Below are 26,481 nucleotides of genomic sequence, written 5' to 3'. Positions count from 1 at the left end.
AAGGGGCGTTCACCCGATCTTCACGCTTCTCCCCGGCCCGCTCGTTCTGTTCACGCCGCGGAGTTGTTCGGTGCGGGGCGACGGCCTGCTGAACAACCCCGTACGGCGGTCGAATACCCGGGGGACGTGGCCAGGACGGGCCACGACCGGTCCCGAACCCCGCGAGGGGAGGGCTCGGGACCGGTCCCCGCACACACGCGACAGGGTGGCACCCCGTCGCCGTCGAGTGGACCCGACAACGAAAGCACGAGGTGATCCGTCATGCAGCCCTCTCCTCATCCGCCCGGCCCCGCCGTTCCGCCCGCGCCGTCCGAACCGCCCGGGACGGCGCGCATGTCCGGGGCCCTCGTCTTCGTTCTCGTGGTCGTGGCCGCGCACGCGCTGGGCGCGGTCATCGGCGGCTGGGCGGTCGTCGAGGAGAACCAGAGCAAACAGGAGCACGGGCAGGACCTGCTCATGCCGATGGGCGTGGCCTGGTCCGTGGCGCTGATCTGCTGGGGTCTGGCGGTGCTTCAGGGCATCTGCGTCGCCCTGGCCCGCAGACGCCGCCCCTGGATCCGGGTGGTGCTCATCGTGTCCCTGAGTCTCGTGGCGTTGTCGACGGGCGCCGGTTTCCTCGGCTCGCTGGCCGCCGGAATGCCCAACCTCGCGGTGTTCCTGGTCATGTGCGTCGACGTGGCGGCCCTGTGGACGGTGTCCGGCGAGGCCGCCCGCCGTTACTTCTCCGTACGGCGTCACCAGGCCACGGGCAGTTCGTGGACCCCGTAGACGAACGAGTCGTGCTTGAAGGGGATCCGGCCCAGGTCGGTGGCGAGGTGAAGGGTGGGAACGCGCCGGTAGAGGGTGCTGTAGACCACCTGGAGTTCCATGCGGGCCAGCGGCTGGCCCAGACACTGGTGCACGCCGAAGCTGAAGGTGAGGTGACGGCGGGCGTCGCGGTCGAGGTCCAGCCGGTCTCCGTCGGGGAAGACGTCGGGGTCCCGGTTGCCCATCTCGTTGAGCAGGAGCAGCCCTTCGCCCGCGCGGATGGTCCGGCCGGCGACCTCGATGTCCTCCAGCGCGACACGGCGCATCCCGAGGTGCGGGATGTGCAGGTAGCGCAGCAGTTCCTCGACCGCGCCCGCGACGAACTTCGGGTCGGCGCCGTCCCGGAGGCGGGACAGCTGGTCGGGGTGCTCCAGCAGGGCCAGCGTGCCCAGGGCGATCATGTTGGCGGTGGTCTCGTGCCCGGCGAACAGCAGGAGGACCGCCATCGAGGTCGCTTCCCGGTGGGTCAGCGCACCGTCCTCGACCTTCGCGGCCAGGTCGGACAGCACGTCCTCGCCGGGATCGGCGAGCTTGGCGTCCAGCAGGCCGCCGAGGTAGTCGCCCAGTCGGCCGTGGGCGTCGGCGCGCTGCTCGGGCGTGGAGGAGCGGGTGATGATGGCCTTGCTGTTGGTCTGGAAGAAGGCGTGGTCGTCGTAGGGGACGCCGAGCAGTTCGCAGATGACCAGGGAGGGCATCGGCAGGGCGAAGGATTCGACCAGATCCGTCGGGTTCGGCCCGGCCAGCAGGTCGTCGATCAGATCGTCCACGATCTTCTGGACCGCCGGGCGCATGGCCTCCATCCGCTTGACGACGAACGCCCCGGTCACCATGCGGCGCAGCCGGGCGTGTTCGGGGTCGTCCATGTTGATGAAGCTGAGGCTGTGGGCTTCGGCGGACGCCTCCTCGCCGCTCCCGGGTCCGGTGTCACCGGCGTCGCCGGGGTGCGGCCGCTCCGGGCGCGGGAAACCGGGGAGGGCGGGGACGACGCTGAGCCTCGGGTCCGCCAGCAGTGTCCGCTGCTCGGCGTACCGGGTCACCACCCACGGGGTGCTGCCGTCCTGCAGCCGGACCCGGGTGAGCGGCCCTTCGTCCCGCAGCGCGTGGAACGCCGGGGGCGGGTCGAAGGGGCACCCTTCCGCCCTGGGCATGGGGAATTCCGGGAGTGCGGCGGGCTCCGCGGACTCGTTCGCCGTGCTGGTCATGGCGTGCCTCCACTGAGGGATTCCTGGAACGCGTCGACGACTTCCTGTCGGCGCAGCCGGGTCTGCTTGGGCATGCGCCAGCCGAGTACGCCGGTCGTGGCGCCGTCGCGGCGGTACCGTGCGACGAACCGGCCTTCCGCCATGTCCCCCTCCACGACGGTCACTTCGGCGTCGGCCGACAGCACGCCGTACACCTGGATCTTGACGTCGAACTGGTCGGTCCAGACGTACGGAACCGGGGTGTAGGGACGGTCCTCGCCGAGGATGGCGGCGGCCACGTGGCCCGCCTGCTCGGCGGCGTTGGTGCGGTTCTCCAGGCGCGTCAGGGTGCCCAGACCCTCGTGGTGCCAGCGGGCCACGTCCCCGACCGCGTAGACGCCGTCGGCGGCACGGCAGCAGGAGTCGCACACCACTCCGTTGTCCACCTTGAGGCCACTGCCCGCGAGCCAGTCCGTCACGGGGGCGGCGCCGAAGGCCACCACGACCAGGTCGGCGGGCAGCACCTCGCCGGTGGCCAGGTGCACTCCCGTAACGTGTCCGTTCCCCTCGGCCAGGCCGGTGACCCCGGCGCCGAGCCGCAGGTCGACGCCGCGGTCGGCATGCAGCGCGGCGAGCTGCCCGGCCACCAGGGGGCCGAACTGGCTCTCCAGCGGCGCGGACTGGGGTCCGGCCAGGGTGACCGAGGCCCCCATGGTGCGTGCGGTGGCGGCGATTTCCGTGCCGAGCACCCCGTCCCCCACCACCACGACACGCGAGGCGGTCGGCAGGTCCGCCCGTAGCGCCAAGGCGTCGTCGAGCGTGCGCAGCACATGGACCCCGGCCAGACCGTCCTGTCCGGGGAGCGTACGGGGTCGCAGACCCGTCGCCACCACGATCGCGTCGGCCCGCAGCACCCGCCCCGACGCCGTGTGGACGGTACGTGCCTCCGCGTCCAGGCTGACCGCCGCGTCACCCAACACGAACTCCGCGTCCAGCGCGGACAGCTGGTCCGGCTGGCGCAGCAGGGCACGGTCCGGCTCCCAGGCGCCGGAGAGGACCTGCTTGGACAGCGGGGGCCGGTCGTAGGGCTGGTGCGGCTCGGCGCCCAGCACGGTCACGGTGCCCTGGAACCCCTTGCGCCGCAGGGCCTCCGCGGTGGAGAGCCCGCCCGCTGAGGCCCCGACCACCAGCACGCCGGCGGGAGCGCTCATGCGTCTTCGCTCACGTGGATCGCGCCCGCGGGGCATACCTGCACGCATTCACGCACCGCGTCGTGCTGGTCCTCGGAGGGTGCCGCGTCGAGCAGGATGACGATGCCGTCCTCCTCGCGCTGGTCGAACACCTCCGGCGCGATCATGACGCAGGTGCCCGCCGCGCAGCACTTCTCGTCATCCACAGTGACCTTCATCGCCAATGCTCCTTCGTTGATCCGTTGACCCACATAAGTAAACCCGATGATTTAAATAAGTCAAGCGGGCGATTTAAACGATCTTGAGCGACCCCCTTGATCGAGCCACCCCCCTTGACACTCCTCCGTTCTTCGCTAAATTTAAATCAATCACTTGATTTAAACGGAGCGCACTCATGTCCGACGCCACCACCCGGCCCACCGACACCACGGGGTCCACCCCGCCGAATCCGAACGTCATCGTGGCTGTGCTGGCGTTCGCCGGGATCGTGGTCTCACTGATACAGACCCTGGTGATCCCGATCGTCCCGGAACTCCCGAAGCTGCTGCACGCCGCGCCCGCGGACACCGTCTGGGCCGTCACCGCCACCCTGCTCGCCGCCTCCGTCGCCACCCCCATCGCCGGGCGCCTGGGCGATATGTACGGCAAGCGCCGCATGCTCGTGCTCAGCCTCGGCACGCTGGCGATCGGCTCGGTCGCCGTCGCGCTCAGCGACTCCCTGACCCCGATGATCGTCGGACGCGTCCTCCAGGGCCTGTCGTCCGGGGTCATCCCGCTCGGCATCAGCATCATGCGCGACGAGCTGCCCGCCGAACGCCTCGGTTCGGCCACCGCCCTGATGAGCGCCTCCCTCGGCATCGGCGGCGCGCTCGGCCTGCCCATCGCCGCCTTCGTCGCCGACAACTTCGACTGGCACGCGCTGTTCTGGGCCTCCGCCGCCCTGGGAGCCGCCGCCGTCGCGCTGGTCCTGACGCTCGTACCCGAGTCGAAGGTGCGCACCGGCGGGCGCTTCGACCTGCTCGGCGCCCTCGGGATGGCGGCCGGTCTGGTCTGTCTGCTGCTGGCCATCTCCAAGGGCGCCGACTGGGGCTGGAGCAGCGGCACCACCCTCGGCCTGTTCGCCGCGGCCCTGGCGGTCCTGGCGGGCTGGGGCTTCTTCGAACTGCGCACCGCCCAGCCGCTGGTGGACCTGCGCACCACCGTCCGGCCGCAGGTGCTGTTCGCCAACCTCGCCGGGCTGGCGTTCGGCTTCTCCCTGTTCGCGCTCCAGCTGATCGTCCCGCAGATCGTGCAGCTTCCCGAGCAGACCGGCTACGGCCTGGGCCAGGACCTGCTGACCGTGGGCCTGGTGCTGGCCCCGCAGGGCCTGGTCGTCATGGCCATGGCCCCGCTGTCCGCGGCCGTGTCCAAGGCCAAGGGGCCGAAGGTGACGCTGATGGCCGGTGCCGTCACCGTCGCCCTCGGCTACGCGCTGAACATCGTGATGATGAGCGAGATCTGGCAGCTCATCCTGGTCTCCTGCATCGTCGGCGCCGGTATCGGCTTCGCCTACGGGGCCCTGCCGATGCTCATCATGGGCGCCGTGCCGGTCTCCGAGACCGCCGCCGCCAACAGCCTCAACACCCTGCTACGGGCCATCGGCACCTCCGTCGCGAGCGCCGCCTCCGGCGTCATCCTCGCCTCCATGACCACCGACTTCGCCGGGCACGCCCTGCCCTCCGAGAACAGCTTCAAGGTGGTCATGGCCATCGGCTGCGGCGCCTCCCTCCTCGCCCTCGCCCTGGCCTCGTTCCTGCCCGGCCGGCGCCCGCGCACCGCCGCGCCCGCATCCCACGCCGAAGCACCCGACTCCCGCCTTGTCGCGTAAGCGACCCCGTATCCCCGATCCCGTATCCCCCGATGAGGAGTGCCATGACCAACACCCTTGACCACACCCCGCACGAGGACGTACCCGAGTTCCCGATGCCCCGGGCGGCCGGGTGTCCGTTCGCCCCGCCCCCGGAGATGATGCGACTGCACGACGAGCGGCCCGTCTCCCGGGTCCGGCTGTGGGACGGCAGCACGCCCTGGCTCGTCACCCGCCACGCCGACCAGCGGACCCTGTACGGCGACCAGCGCCTCAGCGTCGACCCCACCCGCCCGGGCTTCCCCCACATGAGCGCGGCGTTCCAGGAGGCCCTTTCCAAGAACCCGCCATCCTTCCTCCACATGGACGACCCGGAACACACCCGGATCCGCCGGATGGTCACCGCCCCCTTCGTCATCAAGCGCATCGAGGCCATGCGGCCCGCCGTCCAGAAGATGACCGACGGCTTCCTCGACACCATGCTGGCCGGGCCGCAGCCCGCCGACCTGGTGACGGCCCTCGCGCTGCCGCTGCCGTCGCTGGTGATCTGCGAACTGCTCGGCGTCCCGTACGAGGACCACGCCTTCTTCCAGAGCAAGAGCGCGGTGGGGGTCCGCCGGGACGCCTCACCCGAGGAGACACGGGCCGCCAGCCGCGCGCTCCTGGCCTACCTGGACGAGCAGCTTCAGGCGAAACTCACCGACCCGGCCGACGACCTGCTCTCCGACCTGGCCGCCCGCACCAAAACCGGTGACCTCACCCGCCACGAGGCCGCCATGCTGGGTCTGCTGCTGCTCGGCGCCGGGCACGAGACCACCGCCAACATGATCGCCCTGGGTGTCCTCGCCCTCCTCGAACACCCCGACCAGCTCGCCACCGTCCGCGACACCGACGACCCGAAGGTCCTCGCGGGCGCGGTGGAGGAGATGCTGCGCTACCTGACCATCGTCCACAACGGACAGCGCCGCCTCGCGCTGGAGGACATCGAGATCGGCGGACAGCTCATCCGCGCCGGGGAAGGTGTCATCATCCCCGGCGCCACCGGCAACTGGGACCACGAGGTCTTCCCCGACCCCGAACGGCTCGACATCCACCGCGACGCCCGCCGCCACATGGCCTTCGGCTTCGGCGTCCACCAGTGCCTGGGCCAGCCACTGGCCCGGCTGGAGCTCCAGGTCGCCTACCGCACCCTCTTCCGCCGCGTCCCCACTCTGCGCCGGGCCACCGGGCTGGAGAAGATCCCGTTCAAGGACGACGGCGTGGTCTACGGCGTCTACGAACTACCGGTGGCCTGGTCGTAAGCACTGCTCGCGGCATCGGCGGCAGCTGCGGAATCGGGCCGGAGGATCAGGTCGAGCAGCCCGGGGAAGCGCGCGTCGAACTCCTCGCGGCGCAGCCGGTTGACCCGCTTGGGCCCCTCGTCACGCTGTTCCACCAGACCGGCGCCGCGCAGGACCGAGAAGTGGTGGCTGAGCGCGGCCTTGCCGACCGGTACGTCGAAGCCGCCGCAGCTGCGCGTCCAGACGGGGGAGCCCGCCAGCTCGCGGATCAGCTGGATGCGCACCGGATCGGCGAGCGCGGACAGCGCGGTCAGGACGGACACCTCGCCCGGATCGGTATGGACCGGTGCGGCGCGGTGTCCGCCTCCCGCAGCCTGTTTCGCCATGCCCTCTCCCGCCATGCGCCGCCCGCCGGGACACCGCGAGGTGTCCCGGCCGCTTGCTCAGTGTTCGATGCGTATCTTACCGCGCCACTGTTCGATTTTCATTGAACATCTGAGGCTATGAATCGGCCGTGACCGGCGCCAGCCAGAGGGCGACGATGACATCGATCAGACCGTTCGCCGTCTCTCGCCAACTGGCCCTCGACGTCGGCGTGTTGTCAGCGAGCGCCCGCTCCCGTTCCGCGGCCATCTGCGTGATCAGGTGGCGTGTCATGGCGGCGCGCTCGGCATGCACCTCGGCCGGAAGGTCGGGCAGGCAGCGCTCCAGACCGTCCTGCAGCCTCTGCATGGAGGGCGATCCGGCCGCGAACTCCTCGACCGTGATCGCACGCAGCGCCGGGTCGGCCGTGACCTGGGCGATGAACCGGGCGTACCAGCTGGGGGCGCCCAGGGCCTCCAGATGCCCGGTGACCGGGCGGACCGCGCAGGCCACCCAGTCCCGCAGATCGGTGGAGTCGCCGATGCCGTCCATCATGCGCAGACGGCCGGTCTCCATCTTCTCGGCGTGCCTGCGGGCGATGGCGCGCACCAGGTCGTTCTTGGTGCCGAAGTGATAGCTGACCGCGGCGTTGTTGCCCTGCCCCGCGGCCAGGCTGATCTGGCGGTTGGCGACCGAGTGCACCCCGTGCTCGGCGAACAGCCGCTCCGCCGCCTCCAGGAGCGCTTCCCGCGTCGCGCTGACCTGCTCGTCCCGCCGCACCCTGCCGGTCATCGCCACCACCACTTCGGGACATCACGCTGGTCCGCGGGGGCCCGTCCCCCAGGCCACCGCGGATCCTCGACCGGGTCGGCGAGGTCGAACGAGGAAAGCGTACGCAATCACACGGCCGACCCGGACAATCGTCGGTTGTCCCGTCCCTTCACCGCCCGGCGGCGGGACACCGCCCGCACCTGCCCTCAGACGGCGGCCCAGGCGTCGTCCACCGGGAGGACCGCGCCGTTGACGAAGGACGCGGCGTCGGAGGCCAGGAAGACGATGGCGGCCGCCTGCTCCTCCGCCGACCCGTACCGGCCCATGGTGGCGCCGCTCAACGGGCCTATGACGGTAGGTCCGTGGGCCTCCTCGGCGGCGTCCACCCGGATGCTGGTCATGGTGGGGCCGGGGGCGACGGCGTTGGCGCGGATGCCCTGCCCCCGGTACAGGACGGCCAGGTTCTTCACCAGGCCGACGATGCCGTGCTTGGCGGCGGTGTACGCGGCGCCCGCCGTGCTGCCGCGCAGACTGGCCTCGGAGGCCGTGAAGACGATCGACCCGCGTCCGGCGTCGAGCATGTGCGGCAGCACCGCGCGGGTCAGCAGGAACGGCGCGGTCAGGTTGATCCGGATGACCCGTTCCCACTCGGCGTCGCCGGTCTCGCCGAGCGCGGACATGCGGTCCATGATCCCGGCGTTGTTCACCAGGACGTCCACGCCGCCGAAGGCATCGACGGCCCGCCCGGCCACGTCGTCCACCACCTGCTGATCGCTCAGGTCGCCGACGACCGCCAGGGCGCTTCCCCCGGCGGACTCGATCTCTCCCACGGTCTCATGGGCACCCGCCCGGTCGAGGTCCGCGACCAGCACCTTCGCGCCTTCCCGCGCGAACTTCAGGGCCGCGGCCCTGCCGATTCCGGACGCGGCGCCGGTGACGACGACACCGCGGCCCTCAAGACCCGTACCGGTCATACGACCCACCTCTTCCCTGTGTCGGGCGCGTCAGGTTTCAGCTGCCATACGGTGCCCTCACCGTTGGCCGAGAGCAGGAGGGAGCCGTCCGGGCCGGTGGCGAGTCCGGCGAACGGGCGGGGAGCGCCGACCATCCCGTGGGCGAAGAGCGCGGGCACGGTCCGGGGAGCGACGCCCGGGGGCTGTCCGACCGGCAGGTCCTCGGCCTCGGTGCGGCGCTCCCCCGTGCTCAGAGAGATCGCGGTCAGCTTGCGCGGCCCGGTCTCCACCGTGAACAGCGTGTCGCCGAGGACCGCCAGCCCCTGGGGCGTGCCGAGTCCGTCCGCGACGACCGCCGTCGCCCCGTCCTCGCCGATCCGCAGGACGGCGCCGAGCCGGTCGTCGCTCACATGGCACCGGCCCTGGACGTCGAAGGCCACGTCCACCGGGTGGCCGAGCCCTTCGGCGAGGACGGTGACGGTGTCGCCGTCGTCGATGGACACGACGCGCCCGGCGCCCGCCTCCGCCACGACGAGTGAGCCGTCCGGGCCCACGGTGATGCCGACCGGCTCGTTCAGGCCCGTCACCCGTTGCCGCGTGGTCCGGCGGTCGGGGTCGTGGGTGTGGACGTCGCCGTACTGCGACGTGAAGTGCACGAATCCGCCCGCGTTGGTCACGCCGTGGGCGAAGGGCATCAGGGTGAGCGAGGTGACGCCGCCCGCTTCGCCCGCCCCGTCGGCGGCGACCGGATCGCCCTCGTCGGTGAGCGCCGGGCTCGCCAGCCGGTAGTGGTCGGCGGCGTACACCGTGCCGCCGAGGTCGACCGTCACACCGTAGGGGCCGTCGAGGCCGCGGGGGACGATCTCCCGGGTGCGGCCGTCGGGGTGCAGTTCGGTGATGCCGCCGCTGGCGTAGCTGGAGACGAACATGCGGTTCTCCGCGTCGAACGCCGCGTTGTCCAGCCCCACCAGGCCGCTGGTGACCAGCGTGCGGGAGCCGGATCCTTGCAGGTCGATCCGGGTGACGATGCCTTCGACCCCGCGCGACAGCACGTGCAGCACACCGCCCCGGTCGAAGCGGACCGCGACCGGTTGGTGCACGTCCTCGGCGACCACCTCGGGCACACCGCCGTCCGGCGGGATCCGCCAGACCTGGTTCGTCATCATGTGCGGGTAGTACAGCAGGCCGTCCGGGCCGAGCTGCATGGCATTGCCGAGGGCGAGCCCTTCGGTGAGCACCTCGGCCCCGCCACCGTCCGGGAACAGCTCCAGCAGTCGGCCGCCGGGCCGCATCTCGTTGACGAAGAGCCGGTCCCCGACGCAGGTGATGCCGTTGACCACCTTCACCTCGTCCGAGACCAGGGTGTACGCGCCCTGCGGGCTGCGCCGCCACACCCGGCCGGGGATCAGGTCGGCGATGTACATCGAGCCGTCCGCGCCGAAGGCGAGGTCGTCCGGCGACTGCACCAGGTCGTCCATCGGCACGACCACCTCGACGTCCCCGGTGGCGGGGTCGACGGCGCTGATCTGCCCGGCGAGGTACTGGGCGACGTACAGCCGCCCGTCGGGGCCGAAGGCGACACCGTTCGAACCCCACAGCGGGCTCGGCGGGTTGAGCCGCCGGGCACGCAGGCGCGAGCCGGAGACAGCCGTGTCGCCGAACCGGTTGTGGCGCGGTGTGGTCACGCGTCCTCCGTCCCGACCAGTACGTCGTCCATGCCGCCGTTCGCGCGCCAGTGGCGGAGCAGGTCGTGGAAGGCCACCGGCCCGTCGGCGTAGGCGTTGCGCTTCCGGGGGCTGCCCTCGTTGTTGTAGTAGCCCGGGGTGCACTCCGCCTGGAACGCCTGCAGGTCGGGCGCGTTGTCCGCGAGGGCGGCCAGCCACGCGTCCTGCGCCGCGGAGGTGGGTTCGACGTACCGGGCCCGGCGCTTGTGGGCCTCGGTGACCATCTCGGCGACGTGCTGCGCCTGTTCGTCCAGGACGTGGACGAAGTTCACGGAGGACGCGTTCTGCAGCGGGCCCAGCTGGAAGAGGTTGGGGAAGCCGTGGGTGGAGAAGCCGTGGAGCGTCTTCGGGCCCTCCGCCCATGCCTCGTTGAGCGGCACGCCTCCCCTGCCGTACACCGGCAGCCGCCCGGAGAGGATCCCGGAGACCCCCACCTCGAAGCCGGTCGCGAAGATGACGCAGTCCACCTCGTACGCGGTGCCGCCGACCACGACTCCGGTCTCCGTCATCCGCTCCACGCCGTGGGTGTCGGCCGTGTCCACCAGGGTGACGTCCGGCCGGTTGAAGGTCTGGAGATAGCTGTCGCTGAACGTGGGCCGCTTGCACATGTAGCGGTACCAGGGCTTGAGCGCCTCGGCCGTGGCCGGGTCCTCGACGATTGCCTCGACGCGCTCGCGGATCTCGTTCATCTTCTGGAAGTCGGCTATCTCGTACAGCCGTTCCCGGTCCTCGGACGGGACGTCCGCGTAGGCGTTGGTCGGGATGAGCTTCTCCTGGAGCCGGGCGCTGCTGGTCCAGGAGTCGTTCACCAGGTCCTCGTCCGCACGCACGCCGGTGACGACCTTCAGGAAGTTGTCCATGCGGCGCCGCTGCCAGCCCGGCCGGAGCGACTCCGCCCACGCGGGGTCGGTGGGGCGGTTGTCGCGCAGGTCGACGGAGGAGGGCGTGCGCTGGAAGACGTACAGGTGCTCGGCGTCCTCCCCGAGGTGGGGCACGACCTGGATCGCGGTGGCGCCGGTGCCGATGAGCGCGACGCGCTTGTCGGCGAGCTTGTGCAGTCCGCCGCTCGCGTCGCCGCCGGTGTAGTCGTAGTCCCAGCGGCTGGTGTGGAAGGTGTGGCCCCGGTAGGTCTCGATGCCGGGGATGCCGGGGAGCTTGGCCTGGCTCAGGGTGCCGGTGGAGGTGATCACATAGCGGGCCCGTATGCGGTCGCCGCGATCGGTGGCCACCGTCCACTCCAACTGGGCGTCGTCCCAGCGGAGTTCGGTCACCTGGGTCTGGAAGCAGGCGTCGTCGTAGAGGCCGAAGTGGCGCGCGATGGCCCGCGCGTGCTGCCGGATCTCCTCGCCCGGGGCGTAGCGCCACTTGGGGACGTAGCCGACCTCTTCCAGCAGGGGCATGTAGATGTACGACTCGATGTCGCAGTGGATGCCCGGGTAGCGGTTCCAGTACCAGGTGCCGCCGAAGTCTCCGCCCTTGTCGATCACCCGGATCGACTCCACGCCCGCCTGCCGCAGCCGCGCGGCGGCCAGCAGGCCGCCGAAGCCGCCACCGACGATCGCCACCTCCACGCGGTCGTGCAACGGCTCTCGTGTGAACCCGGGATCGACGTAGGGGTCGTCGGCGTAGTAGCCGAACTCGCCCCCCATGCCCCGGTATTGGGCACTGCCGTCGGGGCGGATGCGGCGCTCGCGCTCGGCGCGGTAGCGGGCCCGTAAGACCTCGGGATCGAAATCGAGGTCTTGCGGCGGACGGAGCGGGGTGGCGGACATCGGCGTCCCCCTTCCGGTAGCGGACACCGAAAATCTATCACCCCAAAAATTTATTGGTCGGCGGCTGGAGGCACCAGCATCCGCGCGAACGTCTCGGCGATGGCGGCGATGTCCACCGTGGGGTCGTGCATCCACTGGAGCTGCAGACCGTCCATCACCGCCAGCACCACCCTGGCCAGGTGGTCAGCCGGTGCGTCGGTGCGGATCTCGCCGGTCCGCTGCCCCTCCTCGAATTCCTCCGTGGCCTCGGCCGCCAGGCCCCGGTAGCGCTCGGCGAAGTGGCTGTGCACGGGGCTCTCCGGATCGGTGGCCGCCGCCGAGAGGGCGACGTACAGCTTCGCCACCCCGGGGTGGTCGGTGATGAGGCGGGTGCCCGCCACCAGGCCGTCGATCACGGTCTCGTCGTCCCCGGCGGCCCGGGCGAACGCCTTGCCCAGCACGTCCCGCCGCTCCAGGACCGCGAGGAGCAGGTCATCGCGCGTGGGGAAGTAGTACGTCAGCGCGGGCTGCGTCACCCCGACCCGGGCGGCGATGTCCTGCAGGGAGGCCCGCTCCCCGTGCTCGTCGATGGCCTCGTAGGCGGCCTGGAGGATCTGTTCCCGCCGTTCCGCGCTCTTGCGGTACGGACCCCGTGGCTTTCGCTGGTTCGTCACTCCGCAGACCGTACGTCACCGGCTCACGCCTCGCCGTGCGCCTTCATCACCGCCTTGTTGAGCCCCCACAGCCCGATGCCGATCGCCAGGAGCACGCCTGCCCTGATGTACACGTGTGCGGGCCGGTCGGCCAGCGGGCTGGCCAGCACCAGGGCCGTGACGGCGCCCAGCACCGGCAGCGCGGTCGGGGTGCGGAAGTGCCGGTGTTCGACGCGGTCGCGGCGCAGCACGAGCACGGCGATGTTGACGATGACGAACACGCACAGGAGCAGGAAGGCCGTGGTGTCGCCGAGCCCGGCGATCTCCCCGGTGGACACCAGACCGATGGCGAGGAGGGAAACGAACACGATTCCGACGACCGGGGTGCGGCGTCCGGCGAGCACGCGCCCCATGGCGCGCGGCAGGATGCGCTCGTTCGCCATGCCGTAGCAGAGGCGGGACGCCATCATGATGTTGATCAGGGCCGAGTTGGTGACCGCGAACAGGGCGATCAGCGCGAACAGCTTGGGCGGGAAGTCGAGCCCGCCGACCTCGACGACCTCCAGCAGGGGGCCGCTCGACCCCTCCAGCACCCGGTAGTCGACGAGCAGGGAGGACACCAGGGCGACCAGGACGTAGAGGGTGCCGGTGACGGCGACGCCGGTGAAGATGGCGCGGGGGAAGGTGCGCCGGGGATCCTTGGTCTCCTCGGCCATGTTGACGGAGTCCTCGAAGCCGACGAAGGCGAAGAAGCCGAGGGCCGTCGCCCCCAGCACGCTGGTGAGCAGTGCGTAACCGCTGCCCTCCGCCCGGAACTCGCCGAGCCGGGACGGATCGCCCTCCCCGGCCAGAACCGCCCAGGCGCCGGTCACGAGAATGATGAGCAGACCGGTCAACTCGACGAGCGTGAGCACCACGTTGGCCTTCACGGACTCCGACACGCCCCGCAGATTGAGGGCGGCCAGGGCGAGGATGAACAGGATCGCCACGAGGGTGGGCGGGAGCGCGTCCGTGAATTCGGCCAGGTAGTCCCCGCTGAAGGCCCGCGCCGCCGCGCTCGCCGAGGACAGGCCCGAGCACATGACCAGGAAGGCGACGATGAACGTCAGGAACGGCACCCTGAACGCCTTCTGGGTGTAGAGCGCGGCACCGGCCGCCTGCGGATACTTGCCGACCAGCTCGACATACGAGGCCGCCGTCAGGATGGCCACGACGAACCCGATGACGAACGGCAGCCACAGCGCCCCGCCGACCTTGCCCGCGACCTGACCGGTGGTGGCGTAGATCCCGGTGCCGAGGATGTCGCCGACCACGAAGAGGATCAGCAGTCCGGGGCCGATGACCCGTCTCAGCGGGGTGTCCTCCCCGCTCCCCGGCGCATCGGTGGCATCGCTGCTGGCTGCGGGCACGACGGCTCCCCTGGGGCGTTCCGCGCTGAATAAGGGGAATCCTTCCCGGCGGGCCGGTGGATGATGCCCGGGCGTCCCGCGGGCAGAGGCACTTCAGGCGAAAGGGTGATGCGGCGACGGCATGGATGTCACGAGCGCGCTGCTCGGCGCGACGGCTCCGGAGGAGAGCTGGCGCCGCCCGGCGCGAGGGGTTCGGGCAGGGTGCGGAAGAGCAGCCAGCTCAGGGCGGGCATCAGGATCAGCGGGGCCAGGGCCGTCCGCAGGGAGGTCGCGTGGGCGACGCCGCCGAGGAGCGGGGTGGCCAGGCCGCCGATGCTGACGGTCAGCCCGAGGGTGATCCCGCTGGCGGTGCCCGCGCGGGTGGGCAGGTAGTCCTGGCCGAGGGTGACCTGCAGGGAGAAGGGGACGTACAGGCAGACGGAGGTCAGCGCCACGCACGCGTAGAACGCCGGGCCGGGTACGAACACGACCCCCGCGACGGCGGCGACCGCGACGAGGTACGACCACCGGGCGACGGTGACCCGGTCCCAGCGGCCCGCCAGACCGCCGCCCAGCACGGAGCCCACCGCGCCGCCGAGGTAGAGCACGAACAGCGCCGCGGTGCCCGCCGCCGCGCCGCCGCCCGGCCGCGCTCGCGCGTACAGCGAGATGAACGTGGACAGGCCGGTGAACACGATGGACCGGCAGACCACGGCGAGCGACAGCCTCACGAACGAGGCGATGTCGTCGGCGCCCGTCGCCGCCCCGGTGCCGGAGCCGCCGCGTACCGGCGTGTCCAGTGCGCGCAGCACGGGCAGGCACAGCACGCTGCCGACGAGCGCGGGCACGACGAGCAGCGGCGACAGCCGCAGACCGCCGGAGGCGACGACGGCGCCGACCATGAGCGGTGCGGTGGCGAAGCCGAGGTTGCCGCCGAGCGAGAACCAGCCCATCGCGCTGTGGCTGCCCTCGCTGACGCGCCGCGCGACGCGGGCGGACTCGGGGTGGTACGCGGCGACCCCGACACCGGACACCGCCACGAACGCCAGCGTCCAGGCGTACGAACCGCTCACCCCGCTCAACGCGATCCCCAGCCCGCCGAGGACCGTACTCACCGGCAGCAGCCAGGGCATCGCCCAGCGGTCGGTGAGCGCGCCGAACACCGGCTGCGCCACCGAGGACAGCAGCGACGCGGCGAGCACGATGCCCGAGACCGCGGCGTAGCTGTAGGCGCGCTCGGCGACGAAGAACGGGACGAGCGACGCGACGGCGCCCTGGTAGACGTCCACGCAGGCGTGGCCGACCGACAGCATGATGAGGGACTTCTTCCTGGTCACCTCGCCATGGTCGGCACCGGACACCCTGTCGTGCTTCCGATAAACTGCCAACCGATGCCGAAAATCCGCCATGAGCCGGTGGCGCCGACCCGCACCCAGTGGCTGGCGCCCGGAGCCGCCATCGACGCCCACCGCCACGACGACCACCAGATCGTCTACGCGGGCCGTGGCGTGCTGGCCGTGACGACCGGCACCGGCACCTGGATCGCGCCGGGCAACCGCGCCATCTGGGTACCGGCGGGCACCGTCCACGCCCACCAGGCGCACGGCGAACTCGAACTGCACCTGGTGGGCCTGCCCGCGAGCGACAACCCGCTCGGTCTGGACGAGCCGACCGTACTGGCGGTCGGGCCCCTCCTCCGTGAACTGCTCCTCGTCTACACCCACACCCCGCACGACGACAGTCCCGAACGCGAGCGGCTGCGGGCCGTGTTGCTCGACCAGTTGCGGGCCTCGCCCCAGCAGCCGCTGCATCTGCCCAGCCCGACCGCCCCTCTGTTGCGGGCGGTGTGCGAGATCCTGCGCGGCGATCCGGCCGACCACCGCACGCTGGCCGCACTGGGCAGGGAAGTCGGCGCCGCCGACCGCACGCTCTCCCGCCTCTTCAAGGCCGATCTCGGCATGACCTTCCCGCAGTGGCGCACCCAACTGCGCCTGTACCACGCGCTGATACTGCTCGCCGAGGACCTTCCGGTGACCACCGTGGCCCACCGGTGCGGCTGGTCGTCCGCCAGTGCGTTCATCGACGTGTTCCGCCGTACGTTCGGACACACGCCGGGAACACATCGGCCGGGGTCCTCCGCCGCTAGCTCGTGAGGATGACGAGTTGCTGCGTCGCCCGGGTCATCGCCACATAGCGGTCGACCGCCCCTTCGATGCCCTCTCCGAACTCTTCCGGGTCGACGAGGACGACCAGGTCGAATTCGAGCCCCTTCGACAGCTCCGGGGTCAGCGACCGGACGCGGGCGGTCGCCCGGAAACCGGGGGCGCCGATGACGCAGGCGGTCCCCTCGGCGTGTGCGGCGAGCCACGTGTCGAGGATGGTGTTCAGCTCGGCGGCGGCTCCGTGGACGACGGGGACGTTGCCGCTGCGGATGGAAGTCGGCACGTTGGCGTCCGGGAGCGCGGCCCGGATGACCGGCTCGGCTTCCGCCATGATTTCCTCCGGCGTCCGGTAGTTGACGCTCAGGGAGGCCAGGTTGATCCGGTCGAGCCCGGCCCGCTCCAGCCGTTCCCGCCACGACTCCGTGAACCCGTGCCGGGCCTGGGCGCGGTCCCCGACGATGGTGAAGCTCCGGGACGGGCACCGCAGCAGCAGCATCTGCCACTCCGCGTCGGTCAGTTCCTGGGCCTCGTCCACGACGATGTGCGCGAACGGACCGGCGAGCAGGTCCGGGTCAGCGTCGGGCAGTGCGGTCGCGTCGACCAGGGCGTCCTGGAAGTCCTCCCCGCGCAGCATCGTCACCAGACCTACGCCGTACTCGTCGTCCGCGGCCTCCATCAGGTTGTCCACGACGCTGGCCATGTGCTCGCGCTCGGCGGCCACGGTGGCGTCGTGCCGACGCTTGCGCCGGGCCGCCTCCGGGTCGCCGAGCCGCTGCCGCGCCGCGTCCAGCAACGGCAGATCGGACACCGTCCACGCCTGGGGCGCCTCCTTGCGCCGCAGCTTCCGCGCGTCCTCGGGGCCGAGCCAGGGAGCGCACATCCGCAGATACGCGGGCACGGACCACAGGTCTCCGACGAGGTCGGCCGCCTCGATCAGCGGCCACGCGCGGTGGAGGGTCCCGACCAGTTCCTCGTCGTGCCGCAGCGACCTCCGGAACACCTCGGGCGCGATCTCGGCGTCGAGCTTGTCCAGCAGGATCGTGGCCAGCTCCGCCCAGATCTGCTCGCGCGCCTCGTTGTGCGGAGTGCCCGGATCGGGTGCGTCGAACGCCTCGGCCCAGTCGTCGGCGCTCAGCCGGATGTCTGCCCAGTCGGTGGTGACCGTCATCCCCCCGGAGGGCGGCTCCTCGTAGAACCGGACGGCCTTCTCGATCGCCCGCACCATGCCCGCGGACGACTTCAGACGGGCCACCTCCGGGTCGGCCTCGATCGCCGCCCCGGCTCCCTCGGCGACGAAGTCCCGCAGCGTGCAGATCTGCACGCCCTCCTCCCCGAGGCTGGGCAGGACGTCGGCGACGTAGGCCAGATAGGGCTGATGCGGGCCGACGAACAGCACACCGCCCCGGCGGTGTGCGAGGCGAGGGTCGGAGTAGAGGAGGTAAGCGGAGCGGTGCAGGGCGACGACGGTCTTCCCCGTGCCCGGGCCGCCGTCCACGACGAGAGCGCCGCGGGATCCCGCCCGGATGATGGCGTCCTGGTCGGCCTGGATGGTGCCGAGCACATCCCGCATCCGTGCCGACCGGTTGCTGCCCAGGCTGGCGATGAAGGCGGACTGGTCGTCCAGCGCGGCATGCCCGGCAAACCCGTCCGAGGTGAACACCTCGTCCCAGTAGTCGTTGATCCGGCCGAGCGTCCAGCGATACCTGCGCCGGCTGGCCAGCCCCATCGGGTTGGCGTGGGTGGCCCCGAAGAACGGCTCGGCCGCGGGGGAACGCCAGTCGAGCAGCAGCTGACGGCCCGCACTGTCCTTGAGGCCGAGCCGCCCGACGTACACGGGCTCGGCGTCGCCCTCGCCGACCATGTGTCCGAGGCACAGATCCAGACCGAAGCGGCGCAGCGCGCGCAGGCGGGCGGTCAGCCGGTGAATCTCCGTGTCCCGGTCCATCGCCTGCCGACCGATGCCGCCGGGCGCCTTGCGCGCGGCGTCGAGGCTGTCGGACAGATCGGCGATCGACTGCTGGAGGCACTCCGCGATGGCCGCGAAGTGCCGCTCGTCCCCGGCGATCAGCGCCGGGTCGGCCTTGGGCGATAGGCGGTCGGGAAGATCGAACGCGCTGGCGGGTCCGCTCGCCCCATGCTCCGACAACAACACACGCACGTCGCGCTCCGTTTCCGCAGGTCCTGGCTTCGGCCGGGAAATTCTGCGGCACGAGGGGGGCCTTGCCGCAAGGCCCCCAGTGCGCTATATGTTAAGAGTGGCGAGGAGTGGGTGACGTCGAGTTCACGGCGCCGACGAACCCCGTACCGCCGGTCCCGTATCTCCGTTCATCCCGCCCCGTGTTGGTCCTGCCCGGTGTTGATCCTGCTTCGCGTGGATCCTGCGCGGAAGCCCCGGGGTAGGACAGAATCAGGGAGACCGTCGTCACAAGGGGGGCTTGGTGCGGATCGACGTAGCGGTGAGCGGCGGCGAGGAGGAGCTGCGATCGCTCCACGACTGGCTGGGGCGGGATCCGGCCATGCGCCGCGGCGCCCGTGTGGAGCTGGCCCAGGCACCGCCGTCGCCGGGCCAGATGGGCCTGCTCACCGATGTGCTGCAGCTGATCACCGACAACGCCTGGAGTGCGGCCTCCTTCGCGCTCGCGCTGTCCACCTGGCGGCAGACACGACCGCAAGCCCGTCGGATCACCGTGCGCCGAGGTGACCTCACGGTCTCCCTCGACGGCGGCGGAGACGAGGAGCTGCGGCGGCTGATCGAGGCGCTGCAGCCCCCGGCCGAGCCCCCGTCGGAGGATCCGGAGGGGGAAGGGCGATAGCCGTGGCCGTCCTGCCCGACCCCGCCGCCACCCGCGCGGTGCTCATCGGTACCAGCCGGTATGCCCATCTGGAACAGATCCCGGCGGTGGCCAACAACCTGAGCGCGCTGGCCGCGGCCTTATGCGGCCCGTATTCCTGGGGGCTGGCGCCCGAGCACTGCACGGTGATCGACGATCCCGCCACCGCGGTCGAAGTCCTCGAAGCGGTGCGGACCGCGGCCGAGGAGGCCACGGACACTCTGCTGGTGTACTTCGCCGGACACGGCCTCGTGGAGCCGCGCCGCGGCGAACTCTTCCTGGGGCTGACCGGGTCGATACAGCACCGCTCCTACACCGGGCTGCCCTACGGCACGCTGCGCGACGTCGTGCTCGACGGGCGGGCGGGACGCCAAGTGATGCTGCTCGACTGCTGCTTCAGCGGTCGGGGGCTCGGCTTCATGAGCGCGCCGGGTGCCGAAGGGGTGATCGACCAGGTGGAGGTCGAGGGCACCTATCTGCTCGCCTCCGTCCCCGACACCAGCTTCGCGCTCGCCCCGCCGGGTGAGCCTCATACGGCCTTCACCGGTGAGGTGTTGCGGCTCGTGCGCGACGGGGTGCCGGGCGGACCGGAGCTGCTGGACCTGGACACGGTCTACGCCCAGGTGTACACGGCGCTGCGGGCGAAGGGGCGGCCCCTGCCGCAGAAGCGCGACCGCAATACGGCGGGCGGCCTGGCCCTGGCCCGCAACGCGGCCTGGGCGCCGCCCGGCTTCGGCCCGCCGCCGCCACCGTACGACCACGCGCCGCCCCCGGCGCCGGGTCCGGCCCCGGGACCGGACCCGGCGCCCCGGCCGCTGCCCGCGGTGCCGCCGAAACCGGCCTGGTCGCCGATGTCCCTGCCGCCACCCGCCCCCGGCCGTGCCGTCTCACCGGGGCTTCGCCGGACCCTCCGTTACGGGCTGGCGGGAGCGCTCGCCGTTGCCCTGACAGCCGCGGGCATCCCCCTGGTGTTGTCGTGGATGAAGGATGCCGACTCCTCCACGGACGGGTCCGGACAGGGCCGACCGAAGTCGTCCAGCACGCCGAGGACGGGCCCCACCTCCGGGTACAACGCCGCGACCAAGGACACGGTCAACGCCTCGCCGAAGAGGGGCGACACGCTGAGATTCGTCAGCACCGAAGACGCGGACTCATGGGATCCACAGCGCACCTATTACGGCTCCGTCTGGAACTTCTCCCGCTACTACGCCCGCCAACTGGTCACCTACGCCCCTGAGCCCGGCAAAAAGGGCACCGAACTGGTCCCGGATCTCGCCGAGAAGAGGGCCGAGGTGACCGACGGCGGCAGGACGTACACGTACACCCTGCGCTCCGGCCTCACCTGGGAGGACGGATCGGCGATCACCGCCGGGGACATCAAATACGGCATCGAGCGGATCTGGGCCACGGACGTGATTAACGGCGGCCCGCTCTATCTGCAGCAGGTGCTGGACCCCGAGCACATCTACCAGGGGCCGTACAAGGACAAGCCGGGCCTCAAAGCCATCGAGACTCGGGGCGACAGGACCATCGTCTTCAAACTGCCAAAGCCCAACGGCGACTTCGAGCGCATGCTCGCGATGCCGTCCGCGTCGCCCGTCAAGCGGACAAAGGACACCAAAGACCGGTATCAAAATGATCCGTTCTCGTCCGGGCCCTACAGGTTCCAGTCCTACACGCCGACCAAGTCGCTGGAACTGGTCCGCAACAAGAACTGGAATCAGTCGTCCGACCCGATCCGCACCGCTCTCCCCGAACGGATCACGGTGCAGATCAATGAGAATGAGCAGGCGAACGCACAGGCCCTGCTCTCGGGTGACGCCGACCTCGACATGGGATATACCGGACTCACCGGGGCCGGGCTGAACATGGCCCAGCGCGACGCCGGTCACAGGGCGCGGCTGGACACCCCGTACACCGGACTGCTTCTGTTCGCGGCCCTTCCGCGCTCCGTCAAACCCCTCAACAACGTCCACTGCCGTAAGGCCGTCATCTACGCGGCGGACAGGAAGAACATGCGGACAGCGGCAGGCGGTCCGCAGAGCGGCGATATCGCGCCCCATATGCTTCCGCCGGTCATCGAGGGCTCCGAGTCCTCCTACGATCCGTACAAGACCCTCGACCGTGAAGGCGGGCCGAGCACCGACAAGGCAAAGGAGGAGCTGAGGGCGTGCGGAAAGCCGAACGGGTTCACGACCACCATCCCGGCGCGCAATCGCCCCGTCGACCTGGCCATCGCCACGGCGCTGTCGGAATCGCTGAAGAAGGTCGGCATCAGCACCGAGGTCGAGCGGATCGAAAACACGGACTACCTCGATGCGGTCAACTCGCCGGCGACGGTGAAGAAGAAGGGCTACGGCATCGTCCTCCAGAGATGGTCCGCCGATTTTCCGACCGGCCAGAGCTTTCTCCAGCCGCTCGCCGACAGCCGTCTCACCGAGAGCACCGGCAATTTCAATGTCGCGGAGCTGGACGATCCCACGGTCGACGGCCTCTTCGACAAGGCGATCGCGGAACAGGACCCGGAGAAGGCCGCGAGTGACTACGCGCGGATCAACCGGAAGATCTCCGACTCCGCCGCCTATCTGCCCGTCCTGTTCCAGCGGAGCACGCTCTGGCGCGGCTCCCGGCTGACCAACGTCCACACCAGCGAGCCCTGGGGCGGCTACGACTTCGTCTCGCTGGGCGTCGCGAAATAGCGCGTCGCGAAATAGCCATCGGCGAACAACCGTCCGACGCGGCCGCGACTCCCTATGCTGGCCGCATGATCGACCTACCGCTCTCCGCGCTGGAAGTCGCCCGCCGCGTCGACGTCGGCCATTCGCCTGGGCTCCGGGGGTGTGCTCGCCCCCAACCATGCCCCGATCATGCTGGCCGAACAGTTCGGCACGCTCGCCGCGCTGCACCCCGACCGGATCGATCTGGGCATCGGCCGCGGGCCCGGCACTTTCGACGAGTCCACCGCACGGGCGCTGCGGCGCGGCGCGGGTCCGACGACGGACGGCGCGTACCGGGATGACGTGGCGGCGACGCTGCGGTTCCTGGTCGACGAAGTGGCGCTCGGTACGCTCCCCGAACCGTGGCTGCCGGCCTCCAGCACCGCCGGTGCCGCACTCGCCGCGGAACTCGGTCTGCCCCTCGCCTTCGCACACCACATCCGCCCCGACAACACCCTCGCCGCGCTCGGCCACTACCGGGCCCGATTCTCCCCCTCCGGATGGTGTGCGCGCCCCCGTGTGCTGGTGTGCGTGGAGACGATCTGCGCCGAGACGCGGGAGGAGGCGGAGCGGCTGGCCGGCCCGATGAATGTCGTCAAGGCCGGGCTCCTCAAGGGACGGAGCGAGGTCCCCTTCCCCTCCCCCGCGGAGGCGGCCGCGCACCCCTTCACGGCGGAGGAGCGGCACGCGCTGGCGGCCTTCCTGGCCCATCAGGCGCACGGCACACCCGAGACGGTCGTACACCGCCTGGCGGACGTGGCGGACGCGACCGGTGCGGACGAACTGATGCTGACCACACCCGTCTACGCGCTGGCGGCCCGCTTGCGGTCGTACGAACTCGTGAGGCGGCACGCCACCACGCCGTCGCAGGCGCCGGGCTACTCCGCGCCGGACTCGAAGTCCTCCACGAAGTAGCTGTCGTGCCGGATGCGGAACCGCTTGAGTTCCTCGCCACCGCGCTGTGTCATCTCCGCGAGCCGCTCGAAGTACTCCTCGCGCGGGGCGCCCGGGGAGAACAGCAGGAGCATGGACGTGGGCTCGTCGGTCACGTTCTTGAAGGCGTGCAGGCCGCCGACCGGTACGTACAGGAAGTCGCCCTCACGGCCCGTAATCCACTTCTCGCCGTTGTAGAGCGCCAGTTCGCCGGAGAGGACGTAGAAGGACTCCGACATCGCCTTGTGAAAGTGGGTCTTGGGGCCACCGGCCCGTGGCCCCATCTCGACCTTGTACAGGCCGAATTCGCCACCGGTCGAGTTGTTGGTGGCGAGGTAGTGGGTGGCACCCCCGGGCGAGGAAATATCCGGTGGGGTGTCGGCCCGACGGAAAGCCGCGTTCACTTCACCCTTGGTGCCGTGGTAGCGGGCCTCCGGGTACTCGAGGTCTTCCGGGTACGACATGATGCGCTCCTTTCGGCAGGTCTCCACCAACATGGTGGCTCCCACCCTCGAAAGGTGGCATCGGACTCACGGATGATCTTGGATCCGCCGGGGCCGAGACCCGGGGACCTAGTACTTCCATGCTAGGCGGTGGGCCGCAGCCCCGCGAGGCGAGCGCCACACGCGGTGGCGAGTTGCCCGGATACGCACGCCTGGTTGCCCTAGCATGCCCCATAGGCTCGCGTTTGGCCTGTCCGCCCCTTTCCGGAGGTGTCGTGCGAGAGCAGAAGATGTACTGCTACACCTGCCAATCCGACGAACAGCACCGGCGCCTCACCGCCGACGAGAAGACCTGGCTCAAGAACCGCACGGGCCGCAAGTCGGTCGAGGAGTTCTTCATGTGCACGGCGCCGGAATGCCGCAACCTGCGGACCGGTTTCCACCAGCACCCCTTCGATCCCGTGATCCGCGTGCCCTTGTCCGGCTGACCCTCCATGGGCGCGGTCGATAGGTTGTGCGCATGGATTTACATGAGGGTGTGGCCGTCGGCACTCGCGCCTGGGTGGAGCATCGGGTGGGCGGAGGGTGCCGGATCGACGGTGTCGAACGGCTGCGCGGCGGGTGGACCTCGGAGATGCGGCGCCTGCGCGTCAGTGGCTCCGGAACCCCGCAGTGGCTCGTGCTGAGGTCGTTCATCAAGCCCTTCTTCGCCCGGGCCGCGAAGGGGCTGCTCACTCGCGAGGCGGACATCTTGCGTCTGCTCGCCGAGACAGATGTGCCCGTGGCCGCCTTCAAGGGTGTCGATGCGACAGCGGCGTACTGCGATCATCCGTCCTTGCTGATGTCGCTGCTGCCGGGCAATGTCCGGCTGGACGAGGAAGAAGCGGGACCGCGGGCCGAGCTTCTGGCGCGCCAGTTGCTCGCCATTCACCAGGTGCGGGTCCCGGCCGGGGCCCGGCCGCGTGTCTACGAGGCGTGGACCTCGCCTGAACTCGTGCGCCTGCCCGAAACCACCGGGCGACGGGACGTGTGGCAGCGCGCCGTGGACATCATTCGCCGCGATCCCCCGGCCTACCAACCCTGTTTCCTGCACCGGGACTTCCACCCCGGCAACGTGCTCTTCACCGGGCAGGGCGCCGGTCTGGAGATCACCGGTGTGGTCGACTGGGTGGAGACGTCCTGGGGACCGGCCGATCTGGACGTGGCGCACTGCTCCACGGCCCACGCGCTCCTCTACGGCGCCGAGGAGGGAATGCGGTTCGCCGAGCGCTATCTGGCGGCCGGAGGCACGTTGAGCGAGGACCCCGCGGCGCATCTGTACTGGCGGGTGCTGGACGCGCTCGCGTTCGCTCCGGACGCCGAGAAGGTCGCGGTCCCATGGCGGGAGCTGGGGCGCGACGATCTGACTCCGGCTCTGATCACCAGCAGGCTGGAGGACTACCTCCACGCGCTCATGGGCCGGTTCGGCCGCTGACCCTCACCCCGTGGCCGGGCGCAGGGTGCGGCAGGAGTCGATGAACTCGATCAGGGTGTCGACGCGTTCGCCGCGCGGGGTGTCGACGGCGCGGTTGATGACCTTGATCAGGTGCTCATAGGCGTCGGTGTGGTCGTAGGAGGCGGTGTCGGCGATCTTCAGGGCCCAGCGCCAGTAGCCGCGGATGGTGTCGGACAACGGCATGCGGAAGCCCGCGACGACCTCCCTGATGGGCTCGGCCACGGCGTCGCCGTAGGCGCGCAGGTAGTACGTGACGACGTCGGCCATGAAGGTGAAGTGGCGGGCCTCGTCGCGGCTCAGGCGGGTCAGGACCTGGGCGAGCACCGGGTCGTCGGCCACCGCGCGCAGCTGCTGGTAGTAGATCTGGGTGGCCTTCTCCTGGATGAGGGCGTACGCGAAGAACTGCACGGGGTGGGCGTAGGGCAGGTCGAACCGGGCCTGGCCGGGGACGATGAGCCGGTCGCGCACCGAGGCCGCGTCGCCCATGCCGGAGGCCTCCTGGTAGCGGGTGAGGGCGCGGGCGTGGGTGTCCTCCTCGGAGGCCCAGCGGATGGTGAAGTGGTACAGCTCGCGGTTGTGGGCGTAGACCTCCGGAGGCACCGATCCGTCGACGGGGAAGTGCTCGGTGTAGAGCGAGAAGTAGCCCGGGAGGTGGTCCTCGATGAGGGTGATGAACTCGACCGCGGAGCGCTCCCCTTCGGACAGCCGGTTCGCGTCGGCGAGGTCCCAGTCCAGGCCGGATTCGACGCTCCACGGCCGGGCCTGGGCGGCGCCGGTGAAGTAGTGGCCGACGGCGCGGGCGATGTCCTCGGCGGGCAGTACGCCCGCGTCGGCGCAGGCGGTGCTGGTGACGGTCATTTCGTCCCTCCTCGCGCGCAACGGGCTGTCAGCGCGACTTGCGGCATACCAGGGCGTAGTGCTTGGTGGTGTAGCCCCACCCGGCGTTGGCGGTCTCCAGGTACCGGAGCAGCTGCTCGGTCAGGCCCTCGCCGTATTCCTCAAGGGCCGGGGAGGCGGCCCGTACGTTCGCCATCCAGCACTCGATGGTGCGGTGGTAGTCGGCGGTGAGGTCGTGCACCGCGCGGATGGACAGGCCCGCGCCCTCGGCGGCGGCGACGAGTTCGGACAGCGGGCGCAGCTCGCCGGAGCCGAAGATGCCGTGGCGGATGAAGTCGGTGCCGGGGCGTTCGTCGAACGTCCGGCGGATGGCCTCGCTGCGGAAGCAGCTCTCGGACAGATACAGCGTTCCGCCGCGCCGCAGCGCGCGGCGGATCTTGGCGAACACCTCGTCCAGGTCGTCCATGTGGACGACGGAACCGAGCAGGGTGACGGCGTCGAAGCGGCCGGGCTCGGGCTCGTAGCGCTCGAAGGACGTGGTCTCGGTGTGCACCAGGTCGCCGAGGCCGCGGGCCGCGACGCGGTCACGGATGTAGGCGTGCTGGCGGGGCGCCGGGCTGATGCCCTCCGTCCGGCAGCCGTACTCCTCCGCCATGAACAGCAACAGGGCGCCCCAGCCGCAGCCCGCGTCGAGGATCCGCTCGCCGCCGGTCAGCCCGAGCTGATCGGCCACCCAAGCCAGTTTGCGCCGCTGGGCCCGCTCCAAGGTGTCGTCGTCGGAGGCGAACAGCGCGGAGGAGTACTTGCGCAGCGGGTCGAGGAACCGCGCGAAGATCTCGGGGTCGAGGTCGTAGTGCTGATTGGTGGCGGCGACGGTCATGCCCGCCGCTCCCGCGCGGTCGCCTTCTCGACAAGCGCCACGACCTCGGCGATGGTGTTGATGCCGAAGATCTCTTCGTCCTCCAGCTCGATGTCGAAGGTCTGCTCGATCTTGGCGATGATGCGCACGACCTTGATGGAATCGGCGCCCTCGACGCCCCGCAGATCGGCGTCGCGGCTCAGCGCGTCCACGGGGCGGCCGAGGATGTCGGCGACGACCTCGGTGACCGTACGGGTGATGTCGGCGAGGGCGGTGGTGCCGGTGCTGCTGGTCATG

24 protein-coding genes and 1 pseudogene are annotated in these 26,481 nt (G+C 70.7%); 9 read left to right on the top strand and 16 right to left on the bottom strand.

Annotation, left to right across the window (positions count from 1 at the left end):
* Positions 1-261: 261 nt before the first annotated feature.
* Positions 262-768 carry a hypothetical protein gene (locus ACZ59A_RS15130; RefSeq protein ID WP_470958399.1) on the top strand — a complete coding sequence of 169 codons (507 nt, stop codon included), beginning with the start codon at positions 262-264 and terminating at the stop codon, positions 766-768.
* Here the strand turns inward: ACZ59A_RS15130 and ACZ59A_RS15125 are convergent.
* From ACZ59A_RS15125 to ACZ59A_RS15115, 3 genes are read right to left on the bottom strand one after another with little or no spacing between them, the layout of a single operon-like run.
* A complete protein-coding gene (locus ACZ59A_RS15125) occupies positions 735-2,009 on the bottom strand; it encodes a cytochrome P450 (RefSeq protein WP_470958396.1) in 1,275 nt (424 codons plus the stop codon). The two genes, ACZ59A_RS15130 and ACZ59A_RS15125, sit on opposite strands and share 34 nt — an antisense overlap.
* Positions 2,006-3,199 carry an NAD(P)/FAD-dependent oxidoreductase gene (locus ACZ59A_RS15120; RefSeq protein ID WP_470958394.1) on the bottom strand — a complete coding sequence of 398 codons (1,194 nt, stop codon included), beginning with the start codon at positions 3,197-3,199 and terminating at the stop codon, positions 2,006-2,008. The genes ACZ59A_RS15125 and ACZ59A_RS15120 overlap by 4 nt, the downstream gene beginning before the upstream one ends.
* On the bottom strand, positions 3,196-3,396 hold the full coding sequence (locus ACZ59A_RS15115) for a ferredoxin (protein ID WP_470958393.1): 201 nt from the start codon (positions 3,394-3,396) through the stop codon (positions 3,196-3,198). Before ACZ59A_RS15115 ends, ACZ59A_RS15120 begins: the two co-directional genes overlap by 4 nt.
* 176 nt (positions 3,397-3,572) lie before the next feature.
* Here ACZ59A_RS15115 and ACZ59A_RS15110 point away from each other — a divergent pair, with 176 nt between their 5' ends.
* On the top strand, positions 3,573-5,045 hold the full coding sequence (locus ACZ59A_RS15110) for an MFS transporter (protein ID WP_470958392.1): 1,473 nt from the start codon (positions 3,573-3,575) through the stop codon (positions 5,043-5,045).
* Between the two features lie 44 nt (positions 5,046-5,089).
* Positions 5,090-6,325, top strand: a complete 1,236-nt coding sequence (locus ACZ59A_RS15105; protein ID WP_470958389.1) for a cytochrome P450 — start codon at positions 5,090-5,092, stop codon at positions 6,323-6,325.
* Here the strand turns inward: ACZ59A_RS15105 and ACZ59A_RS15100 are convergent.
* The 8 genes from ACZ59A_RS15100 to ACZ59A_RS15065 all read right to left on the bottom strand — a co-directional run bounded on the left by ACZ59A_RS15100 (position 6,298) and on the right by ACZ59A_RS15065 (position 15,244).
* Complete coding sequence (locus ACZ59A_RS15100; protein ID WP_470958386.1) at positions 6,298-6,690, bottom strand: ArsR/SmtB family transcription factor; 393 nt, start codon at positions 6,688-6,690, stop codon at positions 6,298-6,300. The genes ACZ59A_RS15105 and ACZ59A_RS15100 overlap by 28 nt on opposite strands.
* A gap of 115 nt (positions 6,691-6,805) precedes the next feature.
* Positions 6,806-7,459 (bottom strand): TetR/AcrR family transcriptional regulator, encoded by a 654-nt coding sequence (locus ACZ59A_RS15095; protein ID WP_470958383.1) that lies wholly within the window; start codon positions 7,457-7,459, stop codon positions 6,806-6,808.
* Positions 7,460-7,644: 185 nt separating this feature from the next.
* The gene (locus ACZ59A_RS15090) at positions 7,645-8,412 is read right to left on the bottom strand and encodes an SDR family NAD(P)-dependent oxidoreductase (RefSeq protein WP_470958380.1); all 768 of its coding nucleotides are present in this window, start codon (positions 8,410-8,412) and stop codon (positions 7,645-7,647) included.
* Entirely contained in the window at positions 8,409-10,076 is a 1,668-nt protein-coding gene (locus tag ACZ59A_RS15085) for a hypothetical protein (RefSeq protein WP_470958377.1), read from the bottom strand. The genes ACZ59A_RS15090 and ACZ59A_RS15085 overlap by 4 nt, the downstream gene beginning before the upstream one ends.
* Positions 10,073-11,887, bottom strand: coding sequence for a flavin-containing monooxygenase (locus tag ACZ59A_RS15080; protein ID WP_470958374.1), 1,815 nt, complete (start codon positions 11,885-11,887; stop codon positions 10,073-10,075). Before ACZ59A_RS15080 ends, ACZ59A_RS15085 begins: the two co-directional genes overlap by 4 nt.
* Before the next feature lie 50 nt (positions 11,888-11,937).
* Positions 11,938-12,540: a TetR/AcrR family transcriptional regulator gene (locus ACZ59A_RS15075; RefSeq protein WP_470958372.1), complete on the bottom strand. Its 603-nt coding sequence runs from the start codon at positions 12,538-12,540 to the stop codon at positions 11,938-11,940.
* 23 nt (positions 12,541-12,563) lie between these two features.
* A complete protein-coding gene (locus ACZ59A_RS15070) occupies positions 12,564-13,928 on the bottom strand; it encodes an APC family permease (RefSeq protein ID WP_470958370.1) in 1,365 nt (454 codons plus the stop codon).
* 128 nt (positions 13,929-14,056) lie between these two features.
* A complete protein-coding gene (locus ACZ59A_RS15065; protein WP_470958367.1) occupies positions 14,057-15,244 on the bottom strand; it encodes an MFS transporter in 1,188 nt (395 codons plus the stop codon).
* Between the two features lie 54 nt (positions 15,245-15,298).
* Here ACZ59A_RS15065 and ACZ59A_RS15060 point away from each other — a divergent pair, with 54 nt between their 5' ends.
* On the top strand, positions 15,299-16,060 hold the full coding sequence (locus ACZ59A_RS15060; protein ID WP_470958364.1) for a helix-turn-helix transcriptional regulator: 762 nt from the start codon (positions 15,299-15,301) through the stop codon (positions 16,058-16,060).
* Here ACZ59A_RS15060 and helR read toward each other — a convergent pair.
* Positions 16,050-18,221, bottom strand: coding sequence for an RNA polymerase recycling motor ATPase HelR (helR, locus tag ACZ59A_RS15055; RefSeq protein ID WP_470959652.1), 2,172 nt, complete (start codon positions 18,219-18,221; stop codon positions 16,050-16,052). The genes ACZ59A_RS15060 and helR overlap by 11 nt on opposite strands.
* 286 nt (positions 18,222-18,507) lie before the next feature.
* On the opposite strand from helR, the gene ACZ59A_RS15050 reads away from it, so the two are divergent.
* From ACZ59A_RS15050 to ACZ59A_RS15040, 3 genes and pseudogenes are all read left to right on the top strand, one after another.
* A complete protein-coding gene (locus ACZ59A_RS15050; protein WP_470958362.1) occupies positions 18,508-18,882 on the top strand; it encodes an effector-associated constant component EACC1 in 375 nt (124 codons plus the stop codon).
* 2 nt (positions 18,883-18,884) lie between these two features.
* Positions 18,885-21,599, top strand: coding sequence for a caspase, EACC1-associated type (locus ACZ59A_RS15045; RefSeq protein WP_470958360.1), 2,715 nt, complete (start codon positions 18,885-18,887; stop codon positions 21,597-21,599).
* Positions 21,600-21,701: 102 nt separating this feature from the next.
* A pseudogene (locus ACZ59A_RS15040) lies at positions 21,702-22,532 on the top strand (MsnO8 family LLM class oxidoreductase); the annotation flags it as partial.
* On the opposite strand, the gene ACZ59A_RS15035 reads toward ACZ59A_RS15040, so the two are convergent.
* Positions 22,496-23,014 (bottom strand): cupin domain-containing protein, encoded by a 519-nt coding sequence (locus ACZ59A_RS15035; protein WP_470958358.1) that lies wholly within the window; start codon positions 23,012-23,014, stop codon positions 22,496-22,498. The pseudogene ACZ59A_RS15040 and the gene ACZ59A_RS15035 sit on opposite strands and share 37 nt — an antisense overlap.
* A 269-nt stretch (positions 23,015-23,283) precedes the next feature.
* On the opposite strand from ACZ59A_RS15035, the gene ACZ59A_RS15030 reads away from it, so the two are divergent.
* Positions 23,284-23,481 (top strand): hypothetical protein, encoded by a 198-nt coding sequence (locus tag ACZ59A_RS15030; RefSeq protein WP_468048623.1) that lies wholly within the window; start codon positions 23,284-23,286, stop codon positions 23,479-23,481.
* A gap of 32 nt (positions 23,482-23,513) precedes the next feature.
* Positions 23,514-24,467, top strand: a complete 954-nt coding sequence (locus tag ACZ59A_RS15025) for a phosphotransferase family protein (RefSeq protein ID WP_470958355.1) — start codon at positions 23,514-23,516, stop codon at positions 24,465-24,467.
* Positions 24,468-24,470: 3 nt separating this feature from the next.
* On the opposite strand, the gene ACZ59A_RS15020 is transcribed toward ACZ59A_RS15025, so the two are convergent.
* From ACZ59A_RS15020 to ACZ59A_RS15010, 3 genes are read right to left on the bottom strand one after another with little or no spacing between them, the layout of a single operon-like run.
* A complete protein-coding gene (locus ACZ59A_RS15020) occupies positions 24,471-25,346 on the bottom strand; it encodes an acyl-ACP desaturase (protein ID WP_470958354.1) in 876 nt (291 codons plus the stop codon).
* Between the two features lie 28 nt (positions 25,347-25,374).
* Positions 25,375-26,205 (bottom strand): SAM-dependent methyltransferase, encoded by an 831-nt coding sequence (locus ACZ59A_RS15015; protein WP_470958352.1) that lies wholly within the window; start codon positions 26,203-26,205, stop codon positions 25,375-25,377.
* The gene (locus ACZ59A_RS15010) at positions 26,202-26,480 is read right to left on the bottom strand and encodes an acyl carrier protein (protein WP_470958349.1); all 279 of its coding nucleotides are present in this window, start codon (positions 26,478-26,480) and stop codon (positions 26,202-26,204) included. The genes ACZ59A_RS15015 and ACZ59A_RS15010 overlap by 4 nt, the downstream gene beginning before the upstream one ends.
* Between the last annotated feature and the right edge of the window lies 1 nt (position 26,481).

The sequence above is a fragment of the Streptomyces sp. NPDC040405 genome, from assembly GCF_055595765.1.
The sequence above is the reverse complement of the archived record's forward strand: the minus strand, read 5'-3'. Positions and strand labels throughout refer to the sequence as shown.